This window comes from Streptomyces sp. NPDC059917 (genome assembly GCF_042730635.1).
Lineage (GTDB): Bacteria > Actinomycetota > Actinomycetes > Streptomycetales > Streptomycetaceae > Streptomyces.
The window spans coordinates 1-18,437 of sequence record NZ_JBHWLC010000008.1 but is presented as its reverse complement, the minus strand read 5'-3'; the positions used below and the strand labels follow the sequence as shown (position 1 = coordinate 18,437).

Here is an 18,437-nt window from a genome sequence, read left to right as displayed (position 1 = left end):
GGTGGTGCTCCTTGTGGGTGTGGGGCGTCGGAGGGGGGAGGAAGGAGCGGCCGCGTCAGGCGAGCGGCCGCAGGATGTCCAGGGTGGCCCGGTGGAGGCCGGGGGCGGCGGCCAGGAAGTCGCCGCTGGCGGTGCTCCAGGGCGCGCCCGCCAGGTCGGTGACGGTGCCGCCGGCCTCGGAGACCAGCAGGGCGCCGGCGACCAGTCCGGAGCGGACGTCGGAGAACTGCCAGAACGCGTCCGTCCGCCCGGCGGCGACGTGGATGAGCTGCATCGTCGCGGGCACGGACACCCGCACCACGAGGCCGTTGATGAGCATGGCGGTGACCGAGTCGCCGATCCGCCGGAACGTCGCCTCGTCCTCGCCGGGCTTGGCCTGGCCGGTACCGATGAGGGCCGCCCCCAGATCGGTCTTGGCGGACACCTTCAGCGGGCGGCCGTTGAGGTGGGCGCCGCCGCCGGCGACCGCGGTGTAGGTGTCCGCGGTCAGCGGCAGGTGGACGACCGTGAGCACCGGGTGGTTGTCCCGGACCAGCGTGGCCGTCACGGCCCAGTCCGACATGCCGTGGACGTGGTTGATGTTGCCCTCGGCGGGGTCGACGACCCACCACTCCCCCGCCGGGAGCGCGCCCCCGGCCAACTCGTCCTCGGCCCACCGCGACCCCGGCCGGGCCCGCAGCAGCGGCTCCCGGAGCACCGCCAGCACCGCGTCGTCGTTGGCGTGGATCTCCGCCACGACCTCCTCCAGGCTCACTCCCCGGGCCTGCGGGGTGAAGCGGTCGAGCAGGATCAGACCGGCGGTCTTCACCGCGGCGGTCACCTCGGACAGGAACGCGTCGGTGACAGCGGCGGTGGCGGTGGCGGTGGCGGTCGTAACGGCAGTGTTCATGGAGGGCTCCCCTGGTTTCGGTCCGTACGTCGGTCGGGCGGGCGGTGCGGGGGGCGACCTGCGCCGCTCCCCTTGCCGCACTCCGAAGTTATGGCCCCCACCAATTAACGACAAGTGCATGCTCTGCACTTGTAGAGTTACTCCCATGCAATTGGACCTGAACCTGCTCACCGCCCTGGACGCCCTCCTCGAAGAGGGCAGCGTCGCCGGCGCCGCAGCCCGTCTGCACGTCACCGCCCCCGCGATGAGCCGCTCGCTGGGCCGCATCCGCAAGGCCACCGGCGACCAGATCCTCGTGCGCACCGGCCGCACCATGGTCCCCACCACGCGCGCGCTCGCCATGCGCGCCCAGGTCCACACCCTCGTGGAGCAGGCCCACCAACTCCTCGCCGCGCAGCAGGAGCTCGACCTGGCGGGGCTGAAGCGGGTCTTCACCGTGCGCTGGCACGACGCCCTGAACGCCGCGTGCGGCACGGCCCTGATCAGCGCCGTCCGCGGCGAAGCCCCCGGCGTCCAGCTGCGCATGTCCGCCGAGCCGGGCACCGACACCCCGGAGCTGCGCCGCGGCGAGGTCGACCTCGAATCGAGTGCCGGCATCCCGTCGCTCCCGGACGTCCGCCACCGCCTCGTCGGCAGGGACCGGCTGGTCGTCGTCGTCCGCCCGGGCCACCCGCTGACCGAAGGCGCGCTGACCCCCGAGCGCTACGCGGCCGCCGAGCACCTCACCGTCTGCCGGCGCGGGAACCTGCACGACCCGCTCGACGACGCCCTCGCGGCGACGGGCGGCCTCGAACGCCACGTCGTGGCCTCCGGTCCCACGTCCGCCTTCGCCATGCAACTCGTCCTCGCCACCGACCTGGTCGTCACCATGCCCGACGCGGTCACCCGCACCGCCCGGGAGCAGCTCGGCCTGGTCGCGCTGCCGCTACCGGCGCCGCTCCGGATGCCCGACGTCCCCCTGTACCTGCTCTGGCACCAGCGCTACGACGACGACCGCGCACACGCCTGGCTGCGCGAGTTGGCCGTCCGCACCATCCGGCCGCTGTTCGCGCCGCAGTGAGGCGGCCGCCCGTCGGCAGGGCTCGGCACGGCGGCCGACAGGTGCGTCACGCCGGGTGGATGAGGCGGCTCTCATAGGCGAACACCACGGCCTGTATCCGGTCGCGGAGTTCCAACTTGTGCAGGATGCGCCCCAGATGGGACTTCACCGTCGCCTCCGCCAGGTCGAGCGCGGCGGCGATCTCGCTGTTGGACCGACCGGCGCCGACCTGGACGAGCACCTCGCGTTCACGCGCGCTGAGCCGGTCCAGCCGCTGGGCGCGCTCCCCGGCGCTGCCGTCGGGGATGTGCGGGCGCAGGTCCTCCAGGAGGCGGCGGGTGATCCGCGGGGACACCACCGCGTCGCCCGCGGCCACGTTGCGTATCGCCGCGAGCAACTCCTCGGGCCGGGTGTTCTTCAACAGGAAGCCGGACGCTCCGGCCTTGAGCCCGGCGAAGGCGTACGCGTCCAGGTCGAAGGTGGTGAGGATCAGCACCCTGCTCCGCGGCGAGACCCGCACGACCTGGCGGGTCGCCTCGATCCCGTCGGTCCCGGGCATCCGGACGTCCATGAGGACGACATCGGGGCGCAGCTCCCGGGCGAGGCGTACGGCCTGGGCCCCGTCGGCGGCCTCGCCGACGGGCGCCATGTCGGGCTGGGCCTCCAGGACCGTGCCGAAGGCCATGCGCAGCAGTGCTTCGTCGTCGGCGATCAGGATGCGGATCGTCATGCGGACGCCCCTGCGCCGCTGCCGAGGAAGAGGCGCGTACGCACTCCCCAGCCGCCTCCCGGGAGCGGTCCGGCCTCCAGCGTCCCCCCGTAGGCGGCCGCGCGCTCGCGCATGCCGGGGATGCCGTGTCCGGCCGGGGTCGCGACGGGCGGGCCGGAGCCGCTGTCGGTGACGTCCACGGTGACGGTCCCCGCGCCGACCGCGGTCCCGGCGCCCGTGCCCTCCCCCGTCCCCGCTCCTGTCGAGCACCGCACGCGGACCCTCGCGTGCGTGCCGACGGGCGTGTGTTTGAGGCTGTTGGTCAAGGCTTCCTGCACCAGGCGGTAGACGGTGAGTTGTGCGGTGGCCGGTACGTGGTCGTGCTCGCCGTGGACCTCGACGCGGGTCGGCAGCCCGGCGGCGCCCATCTGACCGGCGAGCGCTTCCAGTTGGGCGATGCCCGGCAGCGGGTGGCGCTCCGCGCCCGCCCCGCCGTCCGGCTCGTCGGCCCGCAGGATCCCCAGCGAGCGCCGCATGTCGGTCAGGGCCTGCCGACCCGTCTCGGAGACCTGGTGCATGGCGGCGGTGGCCCTGTCGGGCGCGCGGTGCTGCGCGTACACGGCGGCGTCGGTGAGCGCGACCATGACGGACAGGTTGTGGGTGACGATGTCGTGCATCTCCCGGGTGATGCGGGCCCTCTCCTCGGCGGCGGCCAGTCGCGCCCGCTGGTCCCGCTCCCGCTCCAGGCGTGCCGCCCGTTCCTCCACGGCCGCGAGGTAGGCGCGCGTGGTCCGTACGTTCACCCCCAGGACCGCGGCGGCGACGACCATCGCGGTCACCGCGACGAAGGGGGTCAGGAACGCGCCGTCGGTCGCCCAGCTCAGGCAGGCCACCAGGGCCCCGCCCTCCGCGACGGCGGCGGCGATCAGCGTGCCGCGCCGGTCCGCGTGCGCGGCCACCGTGTAGAGGGCCACCAGCAGGGCGACGTCCGCGGGCAGCGGGACGTCCATCAGCCACTGGGCGAAGGCCGCGGCCGCCACGGCGCCGAAGACCGCGCGCGGGGCCCGGCGCCGCCACACCAGGGGCAGCGCGAGGGCGGCGGTGAGGGCCGCGGCCACCGGCAGCTCTCGCGGCGCGCGCGTGGTCACGACATTGAGCAGGAGGAGCGCCGGCAGCAGCGCGTCCGCCACCACGGGCGGCAGCCGCAGATCCCGGAACCGGTACCGGTGCCCCACCACCTCGATCATCACGCGTCCCGTCGGTTCGGCTCAGGAACCGCGACGCTCCGGAACTCCGGCGCTGCGGCAGCCCCGTCACCGTAGACCGCCGGAGCGTGCGGCACATGAGTCCAGCGTCTGACGGCGCGAGGGCGGAGTACGACCGCAGGAGGAGTTCCGGTACCTCCCCCGGTCGCAAGGAGTCCGCGGACCCGACCCCACCGCTTGCCCTCCCGGTCGCACGGGGATCGCGTCGGCGTGCGACCCCGGTCACCTGCCGGGGCGACCCGGGACCGATGTGGCGCCGTCCGCCCGGCGCCGAGCATGGCCGGGTGAACGAGACCATCGCGGGGCTGTACCTGTCGCCCCTGGAACTCCTTGCCCTGCTGGGCGCCGTCGCGCTGGTGTCGGCGCGCTGGCTCCCCGCCGCCGCCCGCCCACCCGTCGCGTTCGCGGCGGCGTCGGTACTCGCGGCGTCCGCGCTCGTGCTGGGCGTGACGTCGGGGATCCGCTGGCAGATGTGGCCGGTCCTGGCGGGCGGCGCCGTCGCGTCGCCGTTCGCCCTCGCCCCCCTCCTGCGAGCGAGCGGCCCGCCGCGCCCGTTCCGGCACCGCCGCGCCGACCGCGCCGACCGCACCCCCCACACCGCCCGGCCCGTCCGGCGGGCGCGCTGGTGGCTGGCGCTGCCGGGATCGGCGGCCTGCCTCGGCCTCGTCGCCACGGGCCCGGTGGCCGCCTGGGCCTTCCCCGTCCCCGTGTTCCCCGAGCCGACGGGGGACTACGCGGTGGGCACCCGGGTGGTGCAGTGGACCGACCCGGGCCGCCCCGAGACCTTCACCGCCGACCCGCACGACCTGCGCACCGTCGTGGTCCAACTCTGGTACCCCGCCCGGGAGATCCCCGCGGGCACGCGCCGGGCCCCGTACCTGGGACGCACGGAGCACGAGGCGCGCACCGTCTCGCACGCCCTCGCCCGCGGGGTCGGCCTGCCCGACTTCCTGGTCGACGGCGTCCCCCGGGCCCGCACCCGCTCGGTCTTCGACGCCCCCGTGGCCGGTGGGGGCGGACGGTTCCCGGTCGTACTGTTCTCCCCCGGGTCGGGTGGCGTGCGCACCCAGAACACCGCCTGGGCGGAGGAACTGGCCAGCCACGGCTACGTGGTCGCCGCCCTCGACCACCCCTACGACTCCGCCGCCGTCGTCCTCGCCGACGGGCGGACGATCGAGGGCGTGACCGCCTCCAGCGGAGACCGGGACGAGGACGCCGAGCTGGCCGCCCGGTGGACGGCCGTCCGGGCCGCCGACCTCGGCTTCGTCCGCACCCGGTTGGAGCGAGTGGACCGTCCGGACCCGGGCGGGAGCGCGGACCCGCTGACCGGGCGCCTGGACACCGGTCGGATCGCGGTCGCGGGCCACTCCCTGGGTGGCGCCGCCGCGCTGCAGGCGGCGCGGCAGGACCGCCGGTTCGCCGCCGTCATCGATCTGGACGGCTACCCGCACGGCCCGGCCTCGCCCGCCCTCGCCCAGCCGACGCTCGCGCTCACCCAGGCCGTCACCCCGGAGACCGACCCGCGCTACCTCCCCCGCCTCACGGAGGCACTGAGGCGCAGTACCGCGACGAGTTACCGGCTCACCGTCACCGGCGCCGCACACCTCACCTTCATGGACGGCCCCCTGTACCTGCCGCCCGTGCCCTCGCTCGTCGGCTCCCTGGGCCGTACCGGGAGCCCCCGGGTCGTCGCCGCCGCCACGCTCGCCTTCCTGGACGCGACCTTGCGGCGCGAGCCCGGTGACCTGTCCGGCGCCCTGTCGGCGTACGGCGAACTCAGCGTGTACGCCCCGGACGGCGGCCGCTGATCGGCGTTGCCGCGCCGGTGGCCGTCACTGGCGGGGAACGGCGACGCCGGCCGCGCGCAGCTTCGTCTCGACCAGAGCGTTCAACCTGGCGACGGACCCCGATCCGTCCTCCCGGTGGTGGTTGACCATCCCGTACCGGGAGGCGGTCTCGGGGTGGTCCCGGAACCCGACCGGCATCGACAGCAGCGCGCGGTCCGCGAGCAGTTTGTCGGCCAGCGCGGACGCCAGCTCCTCGATCCGCGGGTCGTCCGGGTCCCAGGACCGGGCGTCCAGGCCGCGCCGGGTCAGCTCGACGGACTCGGGGTCGTCGAGCGAACGTTCCAGCCGGGTGAGGAAGGCGTCGAAGATCTCCGGTACCAGTGCCCGGGCCAGCACCAGGGCCTCCCGTTGACCGGACACGTAGTCGCAACCGAAGCCGAGTGCGACGAGCCGGTCCAGGACCGCGCAGGCCCGGTCGGGCAGCAGGGCCCGGTCCCCGTGGTCGAGGCGATGCAGCCGGTCGCGGCGCGCGGTCAGCTCCTCGATCCGTTCGGTGAGCCGCCGGTGGACGTCGCCCAAGGTGGCCGCGAAGGCCTCGGGGTCGGCGTCGAGCAGGTCGGCGATCTCGGCCAGCGGCACACCGGCCGCGGCCAGGGTCCTGACCTGGACCAGCCGGAACAACTCGCCCGACCGGTAACGGCGGTAGCCGGACACGTCACGTTCCGGCTCGGCTACCAGGCCCAGCCGGTGGTAGTGGCGCACGGTCTTGATCGTGACACCGACGTACGAGGCCGCCTGGCCGATCGTGAGCCCGTCTGCCATCGGCTCGGCGCACCTCCCGTTCGTGGACGGCCGTCGGCCCGTCGGCAACTGCCGTCGCCGGCGAGCATAACGCGCGCGCCGCGGTCGCGGGGTTGACCTTGACCTTGGGTCAAGGGTGCAGGTTTCTCCGTAGGCCGCCACGACAACCGCGACGGCGCACCCGCACACCACGCAGAGGAGACCCGTCTCATGGGATCGGTCGACACCACCAACACCCACACCAGCGGCACCCACACCAGCAGCACCGACGGCGGCACCGGAAACGACAGCGGCTTCACGGACGACGGGCTGCGCCGATTGCGCGAAGTGCTGGCACGGCACGTCGAGTCCCGGCGGATTCCGGGACTCGTCGCCCTGGTCGGCCGCGGCGGCCGGACGCACGTGGAAGCGATCGGGACGATGCGTCACGACGGTGGCGCGCCGATGCGCCGGGACACGATCTTCCGGATGGCGTCCACGTCCAAGCCGGTCACGATGGCCGCGGCGATGGTGCTGCTCGACGAGTGCCGTTTGCGCCTGGACGACCCGGTGGACCCGTGGCTGCCGGAACTCGCCGACCGGCAGGTGCTCAGGCGGCCCGACGGACCGCTGGACGACACCGTCCCGGCGCGGCGGCCGATCACCGTGCGGGACCTGTTGTCCTCCACGTTCGGGCTCGGCGTGGACTTCGAGTCGATGGCCTCGCCGATCCGGGCGGCGACCTTCGAGCGCCTCGACTACAGCGTGGCCTCCGGGCCGGCGCCCGGGCCGGACGAGTGGATGCGGCGCCTCGGCGAACTGCCGCTGCAGTACCAGCCCGGCGTCCGCTGGCAGTACGACCTGAGCAACGAGGTGGTCGGCGTGCTCGTCTCCCGGGTCGCGGGACGGTCGTTGGAGGCGTTCCTGCGCGAACGCGTCCTCGATCCGCTGGGCATGGTGGACACCGCCTTCCACGTGCCCGCCGACAAGGTGGACCGGCTGCCGCCCCTGTACGGGCCCGATCCGCAGACCGGCGAGTTCACCGTGTGGGACGAGGCGGTGGGGGGACGGTCCAGCACGCCGCCCGCCTTCCAGGGCGCCGGTGGCGGGTTGGTCTCCACCGCCGACGACTACCACGCCTACTTCCAGATGCTGCTCCACCACGGGATGCACGGCAGTGAACGGATCCTGTCCCGGGCCGCCGTGGAGCTGATGACCACCAACCGCCTCTCGACCGACCAACTGGCCGCCCGGGAGGCCATGTTCGCCAACGTCGCCCACCTGTCCTGCGGCCAGGGATCGGCCGGCGGCTGGGGCTTCGGGATGGCGGTGCGCACCCGGCGCGACGACTACGCGCCCGTCGGCCAGTTCGGCTGGTTCGGCGGTACCGGCACCACCGCCCACGCGGACAGGACCACCGGGATCACCGGTGTCCTGCTCACCCAGGTCGGGCTGTCCACCCCGGATTCACCGCGCGCCATGAACGACTTCTGGACCACCGTCCACCAGGCCGTCGCCTGACGCCGGTGCCGGGACCGGTCCGTGCCGTGCGGCGCCCCGCATCACCCCACTGACCGACCCCGCTCCCGGCGCGAACAGCCGGCGTCTCGTCTGGCTGGCCTCCGACGGCGATTCGAACCCCGTCGGAAGCGCCTTCCTGCGCCTGTTCAACAGTCCCGAACAGGAGCACCTGGCCGAACTGACCCTCCGGGTCCATCCGGCGGAGCGGCGCCGACACGTCGGCTCGCGGCTCCTGGACGCGGCCGTGGCCGCTGCCCGGACGGATGCCCGCCGCTGCGTCATCGCGCAGGCCGGGGCCGGATCGCCGGGCGACCGCTTCCTGCCGGCGCGCGGTTTCAGGAAGGTCCTCACCATGCGGTACACCCGCCTGGCGCTGGCCGACGCGGACACCGCCGCCCTCGCCCGCGTCGTCGAGCGTCCGCGTCCCGGCTACCGGCTGATGTCATGGCACGGAACCGTGCCCGACGACCTCGCCGAGACGTTCGCCGCCTCCCGCCGTGCCATGGACGACATGCCCATGGACGAAACCGACTACGGCACGGTGAGCTGGGACGTGGACCGGGTCCGGGCCGCGGCGAAGGCCGTCGAACAGCGGGGCGACCACCTGCACACCGTCGTCGCCGTGGACGCGCGCGACGGTTCGATCGCCGGGTTCACCGAGCTGGTCGTCCCCGGCAGCGGCCGAGGTGACGGCCAGCACTACGGCACCGGCGTGTTGCCCGAGCACCGTGGGCACGGCCTCGGCCGGTGGATGAAGGCCGAGTCGATCCGGCACGCCCAGGAGCGCCATCCGCACCTCGACGGCCTCCTGACCGACACCGCCGACAGCAACACGTCCATGCGGCGGATCAACGACGGTCTCGGCTACACGCCCACGCACACGACGCACCAGTACCAACTCGACCTCTAGGCAGCGGCGGACGGTCGGGCCGGTCCCGGAGACCTCGTGGACCGGCCCGACCAACCAACCACCGACAGACCGAAACCACCCGACCCGGTCAGGAGTCGGAACGGAACGCCCCGTGGACGCGCAGGTCGCCGTTGACGGCCACCTTTCCGTCGTTCGTGTGCATGATCCAGGCGCCCCCGCTCCGGACCGACAGGTGCCCGCCCGCGTTCACCTTCCCCTGGAGGCGCGATTCGCCCTGGACGCGCAGCATGCCGAGGGTGGTGAGGTCTCCGGCGACCGTGACCGTCCGGTCCGCCTTCACCTCGCCCTCGGCGTCCAGGCGCCCGTGGACGATCAGCCGCGGCGGGCCGTCCTGCGTCTCCAGCACGTCGTCGACGCTCAGTCCGCCGTGGAGGGTGAGGCGTTCCTTGACCTGGGCGCGGTCGGTCGCCAGGTCGTTCAGGTCCGCCTTGTCGGCCGCGACCGTGCCCCACTGGCGGCTGCCGGATCCCTGGAAGACGTTCAGCCCGGAGGGCGGGAACTCGATCCACCCGTCGGCGGCCGTGCGGCCCTGCACCCACTGGGTGTTGACGCCGTTCAGGTCCGCCAGGTCGGCGGCGACGGTTCCCCAGTCCTGCTTCCCGTCCTTGCGGACGTTCACCCCCGACTGCGGGAACTCGACCCATCCCTTGCCCGCGTCCCGGTCCCCCACCCACTGGGTGTTGATCCCGGCCACGCTGAGCTTGTCGGCCGTCACCGTTCCCAGGTCGCCGCCGCTGCCGTGGCCGACCCTGATTCCGTCGGACGGGAAGCGGATCCACCCGGCGTCGCCCCCGCGCCCCCGGACCCACTCCGCGGTCACGGTCTCGACGTCGGCCCGCGCGGCCGAGAGGGCGCCGGGGTCGTCGGCGGCGTCGCGGATCCACGCCCCCTGCGGGGTGAAGACGATCCGGCCGCGGTCCGTCGTGCCCTCGACCCACGGGCTGTGGATCCCGGCCGTCGCCGTGACGCCCTCGAACTCGGGGCTGCGCAGGTGGACCGTGGTGGTGAGGAAGTAGCCGGGCTGTGCTCCGCCCGGGGACGTCGCGATCAGGGTGTACGTGGCATCCCGCTTGGGCTCCCGGCCCGGGGCCGGTGACCACTGCCAGCCCGTCGTGCCCTGCGTCGGCGCCGCCGTCTCCGGGGAGCCGTCCGGGCCCTGGATCCGGTAGACGAGGGTGTCGGGCCCGTCCCACCGCAGGACGACGTCCGCACCGCCGGCCACCAGGGACTGCTGCGCACGGAAGTTGCGCGGGACCTTGGGCAGTTGCTTGAGCAGGCTCAAGGTCACCGGGGTCCTGCGGACGAAGGCGCCGTTCGCGGCCCGCTCCGTCACGCGCAGCAGCACCAGCCCCGACGCCGCGGAGACGGGGAAGCCGTCCAGGACCAGGACCATCGAACCGGCTTCCTGGAAGAGCGTGTTCGGCCGGGCGGTCACGGTGAGGACGCCCGCGGTGTCGTCCCAGGCGACGAGCGGCTCCTCCCCCTGCTTCGTCCCGGTGTTCCGCTCCACCCGGGCGGTGATCGTCTTCGGGTCCGCCGTCAGGTCGCCGTCCCCCTGGCCGCAGGGCACCCGTACCTCGATGGAGTACCAGATCACCTCGTCCATGGTCGGATTGGAGACGACGACGTAGACCGATCCCTGGCGTTCCTCGCCCGCGGCCGGCACCTGGAGCGGAGCCGGATCGGTGAGTATTTCGTAGTGCAGAGAAGCCATCGCTGAAGACCCCCTGGTTACGCTCTCCGACGCTCGCCCCCGACGGGCCAGCCCCTCCAGCACAACACCCACCGGTCCGCCCGACACGCGGATCGGCCCCAACCGGCCCGAAACAGAGGTTCGCTGGCCGAATCGGGAATCTCCCACTTTCTGGCTGCCGTCCTCCTGCGGTCCGGGGGCGGACGCGGGCCGGGAGGACCTCAGGACCGCGTCCGTTCCGTCCGGGCGCCGACGCGGAAGCGCAGCCGGCAGATCACGGCGTCGGTGTCGCGGCGCACGGCGTGGGCGACCACGGAGCCGCGCTGGTTCTGGAGCATCCGCTGCCACAGGTGGGCGGGTTCGGTCTCCGGGATGAGTACGGTGATCTGGGCGCCCGGACGGCTCCGGGCCAGCTCGCGCACGTACGCCGACACCGGGCGTCCCACCTCGCGCCTGTCCGAGGCGAGTTCGACGAGTTCCATGCCGGGGTTCCACAACTCCCAGTCCCGGCGCAGCGCTTCCGCCGAGCGGAGGTCCTCCGACGCGGGATGGGTGACGGTGACCGCGAGGACCTCGTCACCGAGGGAGCGAGCGGCGGTGAGGGCCTGGCAGGTCAGCCGGGACAGCCCCGCTACGGGGACGACGACCAACGAGTGCGCCCGGTGCGGCGGTCGGGGTACGCGCCCGAGCTCGAGGCGGTCACCGATCTCGCCGTACGCCCGGTGGACCTTCTCGAAGCCCAGGACCATCAGCGGCAGCGCGAGGACGATCACCCAGGCGCCCTCGGTGAACTTGGTGGCGGTGACGACCACGGCGCAGACACCGGTCAGCAGGGCGCCGGAGCCGTTCAGCGCCGCCTTGGCCCGCCAGCCCCTCGGCCGCTCCGCCTGCCAGTGCCGGACCATCCCGACCTGGCAGATCGTGAAGCCGACGAAGACCCCGATGGCGAAGAGCGGGACGAGGGTGTTGGTGTCGCCGCCGGAGAGGACGAGCAGCGCGGCGGAGACGACGGCCAGCGCGAGGACGCCGTGGCGGTGCACCTGCCGGTCGGCCTTCAGGGCGAAGAGGTGCGGTACGTGGTGGTCGCGGGCCAGCAGGCCCATCAGCACGGGCAAGCCGCCGAAGGAGGTGTTCGCGGCCAGCGCGAGCAGCACCACGGTCGCGAACTGGACCGTGTAGAAGGCCGCGTTGTGGCCGAAGGAGGCGTCCGCGAGCTGGGCGAGGACGGTGACGCCCTCGACGGGCTGGAGGTGGAAGCGGCCGATGAGGATCGACAGTCCGATCAGCATGACGCCGAGGAGCGCGCCGAGGGCGACCTCGGTGCGCTGGGCCCGGCGGGCGGCCGGCGCGCGGAAGGAGGGGACGGCGTTGGCGACGGCCTCGACTCCGGTGAGGGCCGAGCAACCGGCGGCGAAGGCCTTGAGCAGCAGGAGCGCCCCGACGGTGGTGGCTCCTTCGCCGAGTACGGAGGCGTGTCCGGCGGCGGAGGCGGTGCTGACCGGTCCGTCGCGCAGGAGGCCGACGACGATCATCGCGAGGATCGACCCGACGAAGAGGGCGGTGGGGACGAGGAACGCCTTGGCGGAGTCGACGATCCCGCGCAGGTTCACGGCGGTGACCAGCACCAGGACGGCGAGGCAGATCCCCACCCGCTCGTCGTGGAGGCCCGGGAAGGCCGAGGTCAGGGCGGCGACGCCGGCCGTGACGGAGACCGCGACGTTCAGGACGTAGTCGAGGATCAGCGAGGCGGCGGCGACCAGGCTCGTACGCCGACCGAGGTGGCGCCCGGCGACCGCGTAGGCACCGCCGCCGTCCGGGAACGCGGCGATCACCTGGCGGTAGGAGGCCACCAGCACGGCCAGGAGCGCGGCGATCGCCAGGGTCACGGGGAGGGTGAACCCCATGCCGTGCGCGCCGGCGGCGGCCAGGACGAGGACGATCGCCTCCGGCCCGTACGCGACGGACGCCATCGCGTCGAGCGACAGCGCGGCGAGGCCCTGGACGGCGGTGAGCCGGTGCCGGTCCGCGGCCACGGCCTCCACGGTCGCGGTCCCTTCCCCGGTCGCGGTCCAGCCGGTGTCCGGGGGCTCCTCCCGGCTCGGCCCCCGCGCCGCCCCGGTCGTCTTTCCTACCTGCATGGCCATGTCGCCAGTCCCTCCGAATGAGCACGTCAGGACAGCGTCGAAGGCGTACGGGGTGGTCGGCGGCGCTCTTGGCATGATCCATACGGCGGCCCCGCCGCTCTTCACGCGATCCATACGCACGGGCGGGCGTCGGCTCGGACACGGGGACAATCCCTGCCCGCGAGGGCGTGACCCCAGGGCTGCCGGATCGTTTCTCCTTGTAGCGCGCCGGATGCACATTCCGCTCCCCTGCGGCGGCGCGCCACGCGGAGGCCCCGGGAACCATCTCCCGGGGCCTCCGCACCCGTGACCGAGCCCGTAGACCCCGTGGCCGCGCCCGTCGCCCCCGCAGCGGATCCACCGCGCGGCGTCGGCGGCTGATCGATCCCCGGTCGAAACACCGCGCACCCCCTGGCGCGCCCTCCGGGCCCCGGCGCCGGGGCCCGCGCCGACCTGCGGGAACCGTGTGTGAGCATGGGGCTGTTCCGGCACATCCGAACGTCATGGGGGGACCATGCGCACCCGTACCACCCTCGCCTCGACCGGCCTGGCCACCGCGCTCGCGGCCGCGCTGGTCCTGTCCGGCTGTTCCGCGTCCGGCGGCGGCCCGCGCGCGGGTGGCGGCGGCGCCACCGCCTCCGTACCGGCGGCGCCCCCCGCGCCCGCCACGGGCGGCGGCCCCGGCTTCGAAGGACCGCGACCGCAGGACCAGAACCTGCTCGCCTGGACCGGCGACCCCGGTGACGCGGGGCACGTGACCGCCCAGTCGGCGGCGGGTGTGGGCGGCCGCGTCACCTTGGTGCGGATCGTGCTGCGGGAGCGGATAACCTGGTCCAACATCTGGCTGGGGCTGGCCGGCATCGACCCGAAGGCCCAGCTCGCCAACTGCCAGCTCGGCGTGTACGACGCGAAGGGCGCCCTGGTCGCCGCCACCGCGGACATCTCGCCGCAACTGATGACCGACGCCGTGGCGAAGCCGCTGCCCCTGACCACACCGTTCGCCGCCGACCCCGGCACGTACTTCATCGCCCTGCTGCTCAACGGCAACTGGGCCACCAACGGCCTCACCCTCAAGTCCACGGGCGCCGGCATCTCGGTCAACGCGGGCCTGGCCCCGCCGAACCTGCGCTACAGCACCCTGCTGACGGGCCAGACGTCCCTGCCGGCCACGGTCAACCTCGCCGAACAGTCCACCAGCACCATCAACACCGGCTGGGCCAGCCAGTGGTACGCGATCTCCTGAGCCGACGGCGCCCGTACCCAAGGCGTCCGCGGCCCTACGGCCCGTCCGTCTCCGGGCGGCGCAGGCGGTAGCGGACGCCGTCCTCCCCGGATCCCGCCCGCTCGAAGCCCGCCCGGGCCACCACCGCGTGGGAGGGGAGGTTGCCCTCCTCGACCACGGCGTGCAGCTCGGTGAGACCGGGCCGGGCGAACGCCAGGGCGGCGAGCGCGCGCAGCGCCTCGGTCGCGTGGCCGTGGCCGCGGGCCGAGGGGACGAGGTCGTAACCGACCTCCGCGTGGCCGTCGGGGTCGGGGGCGCCGTGGAAGCCCATGCCGCCGATCGCGCGGCGGTCGCTCAGCCGGACGATCGCGTACGGGCCCCAGCCCGGGTGGTACTCCCCCACCTCACGGGCCAGCCCCACCATCCCGGAGGCGATGCGGGTGCCTTCGCCGGGGCCCTCCTCGGGCCAGTGGAATCCGCCGTCGCCGCCCTCGTACAGGTCGGCCGCGGCGGACGGGGAGATCTCGCAGAGCACGACCCCGACGCCGGGGACCGGGTCGTTGTACCAGCGCCAGCCCCGCCGTCGGGGCAGGCCCGGCAGGTCGGCCCGGCCGGTGGCGACGAGCAGCGACCCCCACGGGCCGCCCTCGGCGGAGCGCGGCGCGTGCGGGAAGAGCCGGTCGAGGACCGGCCCGGCCGTGTCCGCGGCCCCCTGCCACTCGGCGTCGCCCAGGCCGTGCGCGATGTCGTGGGTGTGCAGGAGGAGCTCGGCCGCCCCCATCGCGGCGAATCCGTCGGGGCCCGCCGGACCGGCGGGGTGCCAGGCCCGCACGTCCTCGCCGGTCGTGCGGACGGCGGCGGACAGCATCCTCCCGCTCGCCTCGACCAGGTCGACCAGCCCGTCGGGCGGGGTGCCGGGAGCCGCTGCGACGACCAGCGGGAGGTAGCCGCCGGTGACGCGCCCGGCCAGCTGCGCGGCGAAGCCGGTGAGGTCGCCGGCCAGGTGGACGGCCGTTTCGCGGCAGCTCCACTCCAGCCCCGCCGCGGGCACGGACCAGTCGAGGTGCGCGAGGGCCCGCAGCGCCCGTACGGCGTCCGAGACGGCGCGGTCGAGGTCCTGGGGGCCCATGTGTGTCATGCCACGACCCTACGGGCCGCCCGGTGCCCCGCCGCGCGCGGCCGGCCGCCCCCGTCCGCGTCGGGGACGGCGAGGTGACGCACGGGGGCGCCGCACGTCGACCGACCGCGGGACCCGGACTATCGTGCCGATCCGTAACGTCCCCCGGCCGCGCTGACCGGCCGTTCCTCCCCCGGGGCACCGACCTTGAGAGGCACCATGCGCATGGACGACCCGAAGCGACACGCCCTCGACGCGTTGGCGTCGCAGGCGGCATTCGACGAGGCGTTGCGGAAGATCGACGCCGACGCGGGCTTCGACGCCGCGCACGGGATCGATACGAGCACCGTGGTGGAACCCTGGGAGATCGAGGAGGCCGACGCCGCCACGCTGGAGCACAACTCCCGCTACTCCCCCACCCCGCTGCGCACGATCCGGCAGGCCCTGGCCGCGTCCCCCCTGCGCCACGAGGACGTGTCGTTCGTGGACTTCGGATCCGGCAAGGGGCGCGTGCTGCTCGTGGCCGGGGAACTGCCCTTCCGCAGCGTGATCGGCGTCGAATTCTCCCGGAGCCTGTGCGAGACCTCCCGGCGCAACATCGAGCGCTTCGGTACGGACCGCCGACGGTGCGGATCGATCGAGGTGCACCACGGGGACGCCGCGCGGTACGCGGTCCCGGACGACGCCGGGTTCTTCTTCCTCTACGAACCCTTCACCGGGACGATCGCCCGCGCGGTGCTCGCCAACATCCGCGCCTCCCTCCTGCGCCGACCCCGCGGGGCGGTCCTGTGCCTGGTGGGGGACGACCTGCTCCCGGTGATCGCGCAGGACCCGGAATGGGAGCGGGTCGGCGAGGTGCTCGTCTCCCCCGACGCCCCGTACTTCGACACCCACCTCTTCTCCTTCGCGCCCCGGCCGTAGTCCGGGGCGGGGCCTGCCGGGGCGGCGCGAGGGGTGGGGCGTGCGCGCCCGGCGCCGGGGCGTGGTGTACCAAGTTCTTCGTGACCGAACAGATCCAGCCCTCGACCATCCGCGTGTTCATAGCGCTCGCCCCGCCCGACGAGGCCAAGGACGAGCTCGCCCGGGCCCTGGGCCCCGCCTACGACGCGTACCCCCGCATGCGGTGGAACCGGATCGAGGACTGGCACATCACCCTGGCGTTCCTCGGCGAGCTACCGGTGTCCGCGGCGGGGCTGCTGCGGCCGCCGCTCGCCGAGCTGGCGGCGGCGCGGCCGCCGGTGGAACTGGCCATGCGCGGCGGCGGGCACTTCGACGAGCGGGTGCTGTGGAGCGGGATCGAGGGCGACCTCGAAGGGCTCCACCTGCTCGCCTCCGAGGTCCGCGCGGTGGTCAAGGAGGCCGGGGTGGCCTTCCCGGAGCGGGCGCTGCGTCCCCACCTGACGCTGGCCCGGGCCCGGCGCGACGATCCCGCCAGCGTGGTGGAGGCGGCCGCCGGGCTCTCCGGTTTCGTCGGGCGCCCGTGGCGGTCGCGGCGCCTGCACCTGGTGGGCAGCAACATCGGCCGCGGGCCGGGCCCGATCCACTACCGCGACATCGAGGCGTGGGACTTCGACGGCGGGCGCTGAACCCGGTGGGGCGGCGCCGTAAATGGGTCGTCCGCGGCCGGGCGCGGTGGCAGGATCCGCTCGACGGGATCGTCTCCGAGAGGTGGCCGTGATGTCCCTTGCCGCACCCGGGCCCTCCGGGTCCGCCGCACGCGCCGGGTCCGCCGGGGCCGCCGGACCCCTGGCCGATCCGCTGGTCAGGACCCCGGCCGGGCTGCTGCGCGGCGGCCGGGAAGGGGGCCTGGCGGTCTTCCGCGGGATCCCCTTCGCCGAACCGCCCGTCGGCGCGCTGCGCTTCGCCGCGCCGCGTCCGGTGCGCGGCTGGGACGGGGTGCGGGACGCCCGGGCCTTCGGGCCGCCGCCCCCGCAGGCCGGGGTGTTCGGGATGGACGCGTGGTCGCGCGAGGCGGCGGGCGACGACGACTGGCTGACGGTCAACGTCTGGTCGCCCGACCCCGGGCCCGGCGCGGGGCTGCCGGTGATGGTGTGGATCCAGGGCGGCGCCTACGTGATCGGCGCCGCCGGACTGCCCGAGTACGACGGCGCCCGCCTGGCGCGCGAGGGCGGTGTGGTCGTGGTGACCTTCAACTACCGCGTGGGCATCGAGGGCTTCGCGCAGATCGACGGGGCGCCCGCCAACCGTGGCCTGCTCGACCAGATCGCCGCGTTGGAGTGGGTGCGCGACGGCATCCGGGCATTCGGCGGGGACCCCGACCGGGTCACCGTCTTCGGCCAGTCCGCGGGGGCCGGGTCGATCGCCGCGCTGCTCGCCACGGGGCGTGCGCGGGGGCTGTTCCGGCGGGCCGTCGCGCAGAGCGTGCCGGGGCCCTTCTTCGCTCCGGAGCTCGCCGCCGACATCACGGCCGCCTGCGCGGACGAGCTGGCGCTGCGGCCCACGGTGGCCGATCTGGCCGAGGTCGATCCGCTCCTGCTGTCCGCCGCGGGGGACGCGGTCACCGCGTCGCTCGACCGGCGGGTGCGGCGCTGGGGCCTACCGGCCCACCGCGCCATGGCCTTCGCGCCCGTGGTGGACGGCGAGGTGCTGCCCGTCACGCCGTGGCGGGCGCTGGGCGAGGGCGCCGGGCGGGACGTCGAGCTGCTCGTCGGCCACACGCGCGCCGAGCAACGGCTCTTCACGGTGATCGAGGGCCTGCTGGGCGCCGTGGGCGAAGCGGAGGCGGCGGACGCCCTGCGGCTCTTCGCGCCGGGACCGGACGGGGCGCGCCGCTACCGCGACGCGTTCCCGACGGCGGGTCCGCAGGAGCTGTACGAGCTGGTGCACTCGGACTGGCTGTTCCGCATGCCGTCGCTGCACCTCGCCGAGGCGCAGACCCGGGCGGGCGGGCGGGCCCACGTCTACGAGCTGACCTGGTCCGCTCCGGGCATGGGCGGTGTCTTCGACGCCTGCCACGGGCTCGACGTCCCGCTCGTCTTCGGCAACCTCGACCGCGGTCGGCCCGCCGCGCTGATCGGCGAGGCCGCCGCCGCGCGGGCCGAGGCGGAGGCGGTGTCGGCGTACGTCCGCGACGCCTGGACGGCCTTCGCCGCGCACGGCGACCCGGGCTGGCCGGCGTACGACGCCGCACGGCGTCCGACGATGTGCTTCGACACGGCTCCGGCGGTCGTCCCCTACCCGGAGGAGGCCTCCCGGCTGCTGTGGCGGGACCACGTCTTCGCCGCCCACCCGCTGCTCGCCTGAGCCGCTAGGGGGTGTCTGACGGATGTCCGTGGGGAAGGAGCGGTGTCCGGTGCGTGCTCTCGGCGTGCCGACCGGAAGCCCGTGTACTGGACGTACT

Annotated in this window: 15 protein-coding genes; 8 read left to right on the top strand and 7 right to left on the bottom strand. The window is 74.5% G+C overall.

Going from position 1 to position 18,437, the window contains the following annotated elements; genetic code table 11:
- Positions 1-55: 55 nt before the first annotated feature.
- On the bottom strand, positions 56-889 hold the full coding sequence (locus ACFWAR_RS06970; protein ID WP_385773889.1) for an inositol monophosphatase family protein: 834 nt from the start codon (positions 887-889) through the stop codon (positions 56-58).
- Between the two features lie 145 nt (positions 890-1,034).
- Here ACFWAR_RS06970 and ACFWAR_RS06965 point away from each other — a divergent pair, with 145 nt between their 5' ends.
- Positions 1,035-1,949, top strand: coding sequence for a LysR family transcriptional regulator (locus ACFWAR_RS06965; RefSeq protein ID WP_385773887.1), 915 nt, complete (start codon positions 1,035-1,037; stop codon positions 1,947-1,949).
- 46 nt (positions 1,950-1,995) lie between these two features.
- On the opposite strand, the gene ACFWAR_RS06960 is transcribed toward ACFWAR_RS06965, so the two are convergent.
- Entirely contained in the window at positions 1,996-2,658 is a 663-nt protein-coding gene (locus tag ACFWAR_RS06960; protein WP_385773885.1) for a response regulator, read from the bottom strand.
- Entirely contained in the window at positions 2,655-3,884 is a 1,230-nt protein-coding gene (locus tag ACFWAR_RS06955) for a sensor histidine kinase (RefSeq protein WP_385773883.1), read from the bottom strand. The genes ACFWAR_RS06960 and ACFWAR_RS06955 overlap by 4 nt, the downstream gene beginning before the upstream one ends.
- A gap of 266 nt (positions 3,885-4,150) precedes the next feature.
- Here ACFWAR_RS06955 and ACFWAR_RS06950 point away from each other — a divergent pair, with 266 nt between their 5' ends.
- Entirely contained in the window at positions 4,151-5,710 is a 1,560-nt protein-coding gene (locus tag ACFWAR_RS06950; RefSeq protein WP_385773881.1) for an alpha/beta hydrolase family protein, read from the top strand.
- Between the two features lie 24 nt (positions 5,711-5,734).
- Here ACFWAR_RS06950 and ACFWAR_RS06945 read toward each other — a convergent pair whose 3' ends face one another.
- Complete coding sequence (locus ACFWAR_RS06945) at positions 5,735-6,511, bottom strand: MerR family transcriptional regulator (RefSeq protein ID WP_385773879.1); 777 nt, start codon at positions 6,509-6,511, stop codon at positions 5,735-5,737.
- Between the two features lie 189 nt (positions 6,512-6,700).
- On the opposite strand from ACFWAR_RS06945, the gene ACFWAR_RS06940 reads away from it, so the two are divergent.
- Both ACFWAR_RS06940 and ACFWAR_RS06935 read left to right on the top strand, forming a co-directional pair.
- Positions 6,701-7,990, top strand: coding sequence for a serine hydrolase domain-containing protein (locus tag ACFWAR_RS06940; RefSeq protein ID WP_385773877.1), 1,290 nt, complete (start codon positions 6,701-6,703; stop codon positions 7,988-7,990).
- Between the two features lie 40 nt (positions 7,991-8,030).
- Positions 8,031-8,900, top strand: coding sequence for a GNAT family N-acetyltransferase (locus ACFWAR_RS06935; RefSeq protein ID WP_385774151.1), 870 nt, complete (start codon positions 8,031-8,033; stop codon positions 8,898-8,900).
- 88 nt (positions 8,901-8,988) lie between these two features.
- On the opposite strand, the gene ACFWAR_RS06930 is transcribed toward ACFWAR_RS06935, so the two are convergent.
- Both ACFWAR_RS06930 and ACFWAR_RS06925 read right to left on the bottom strand, forming a co-directional pair.
- Positions 8,989-10,635, bottom strand: coding sequence for a hypothetical protein (locus ACFWAR_RS06930; RefSeq protein WP_385773875.1), 1,647 nt, complete (start codon positions 10,633-10,635; stop codon positions 8,989-8,991).
- A gap of 200 nt (positions 10,636-10,835) precedes the next feature.
- The gene (locus ACFWAR_RS06925) at positions 10,836-12,758 is read right to left on the bottom strand and encodes an APC family permease (protein ID WP_385773872.1); all 1,923 of its coding nucleotides are present in this window, start codon (positions 12,756-12,758) and stop codon (positions 10,836-10,838) included.
- 493 nt (positions 12,759-13,251) lie between these two features.
- Here ACFWAR_RS06925 and ACFWAR_RS06920 point away from each other — a divergent pair, with 493 nt between their 5' ends.
- Complete coding sequence (locus tag ACFWAR_RS06920) at positions 13,252-13,980, top strand: hypothetical protein (RefSeq protein WP_385773870.1); 729 nt, start codon at positions 13,252-13,254, stop codon at positions 13,978-13,980.
- 34 nt (positions 13,981-14,014) lie between these two features.
- Here the strand turns inward: ACFWAR_RS06920 and ACFWAR_RS06915 are convergent, their stop codons facing one another.
- Complete coding sequence (locus tag ACFWAR_RS06915) at positions 14,015-15,097, bottom strand: GNAT family N-acetyltransferase (RefSeq protein ID WP_385773868.1); 1,083 nt, start codon at positions 15,095-15,097, stop codon at positions 14,015-14,017.
- Positions 15,098-15,301: 204 nt separating this feature from the next.
- Here ACFWAR_RS06915 and ACFWAR_RS06910 point away from each other — a divergent pair, with 204 nt between their 5' ends.
- From ACFWAR_RS06910 to ACFWAR_RS06900, 3 genes are all read left to right on the top strand, one after another.
- Positions 15,302-15,997, top strand: coding sequence for a class I SAM-dependent methyltransferase (locus tag ACFWAR_RS06910; protein ID WP_385773866.1), 696 nt, complete (start codon positions 15,302-15,304; stop codon positions 15,995-15,997).
- 80 nt (positions 15,998-16,077) lie between these two features.
- A complete protein-coding gene (gene thpR, locus ACFWAR_RS06905; protein WP_385773864.1) occupies positions 16,078-16,662 on the top strand; it encodes an RNA 2',3'-cyclic phosphodiesterase in 585 nt (194 codons plus the stop codon).
- 91 nt (positions 16,663-16,753) lie between these two features.
- Entirely contained in the window at positions 16,754-18,340 is a 1,587-nt protein-coding gene (locus tag ACFWAR_RS06900) for a carboxylesterase/lipase family protein (protein ID WP_385773862.1), read from the top strand.
- The last annotated feature ends 97 nt before the right edge of the window (positions 18,341-18,437 follow it).

Coding starts and splice junctions, on each gene's coding strand:
- ACFWAR_RS06970 (WP_385773889.1), bottom strand. CDS start 889: ATGAACACTGCCGTTACGACCGCCACCGCCACCGCCACCGCCGCTGTC.
- ACFWAR_RS06965 (WP_385773887.1), top strand. CDS start 1,035: ATGCAATTGGACCTGAACCTGCTCACCGCCCTGGACGCCCTCCTCGAA.
- ACFWAR_RS06960 (WP_385773885.1), bottom strand. CDS start 2,658: ATGACGATCCGCATCCTGATCGCCGACGACGAAGCACTGCTGCGCATG.
- ACFWAR_RS06955 (WP_385773883.1), bottom strand. CDS start 3,884: ATGATCGAGGTGGTGGGGCACCGGTACCGGTTCCGGGATCTGCGGCTG.
- ACFWAR_RS06950 (WP_385773881.1), top strand. CDS start 4,151: ATGTGGCGCCGTCCGCCCGGCGCCGAGCATGGCCGGGTGAACGAGACC.
- ACFWAR_RS06945 (WP_385773879.1), bottom strand. CDS start 6,511: ATGGCAGACGGGCTCACGATCGGCCAGGCGGCCTCGTACGTCGGTGTC.
- ACFWAR_RS06940 (WP_385773877.1), top strand. CDS start 6,701: ATGGGATCGGTCGACACCACCAACACCCACACCAGCGGCACCCACACC.
- ACFWAR_RS06930 (WP_385773875.1), bottom strand. CDS start 10,635: ATGGCTTCTCTGCACTACGAAATACTCACCGATCCGGCTCCGCTCCAG.
- ACFWAR_RS06925 (WP_385773872.1), bottom strand. CDS start 12,758: ATGGCCATGCAGGTAGGAAAGACGACCGGGGCGGCGCGGGGGCCGAGC.
- ACFWAR_RS06920 (WP_385773870.1), top strand. CDS start 13,252: ATGCGCACCCGTACCACCCTCGCCTCGACCGGCCTGGCCACCGCGCTC.
- ACFWAR_RS06915 (WP_385773868.1), bottom strand. CDS start 15,097: ATGACACACATGGGCCCCCAGGACCTCGACCGCGCCGTCTCGGACGCC.
- ACFWAR_RS06910 (WP_385773866.1), top strand. CDS start 15,302: ATGGACGACCCGAAGCGACACGCCCTCGACGCGTTGGCGTCGCAGGCG.
- ACFWAR_RS06900 (WP_385773862.1), top strand. CDS start 16,754: ATGTCCCTTGCCGCACCCGGGCCCTCCGGGTCCGCCGCACGCGCCGGG.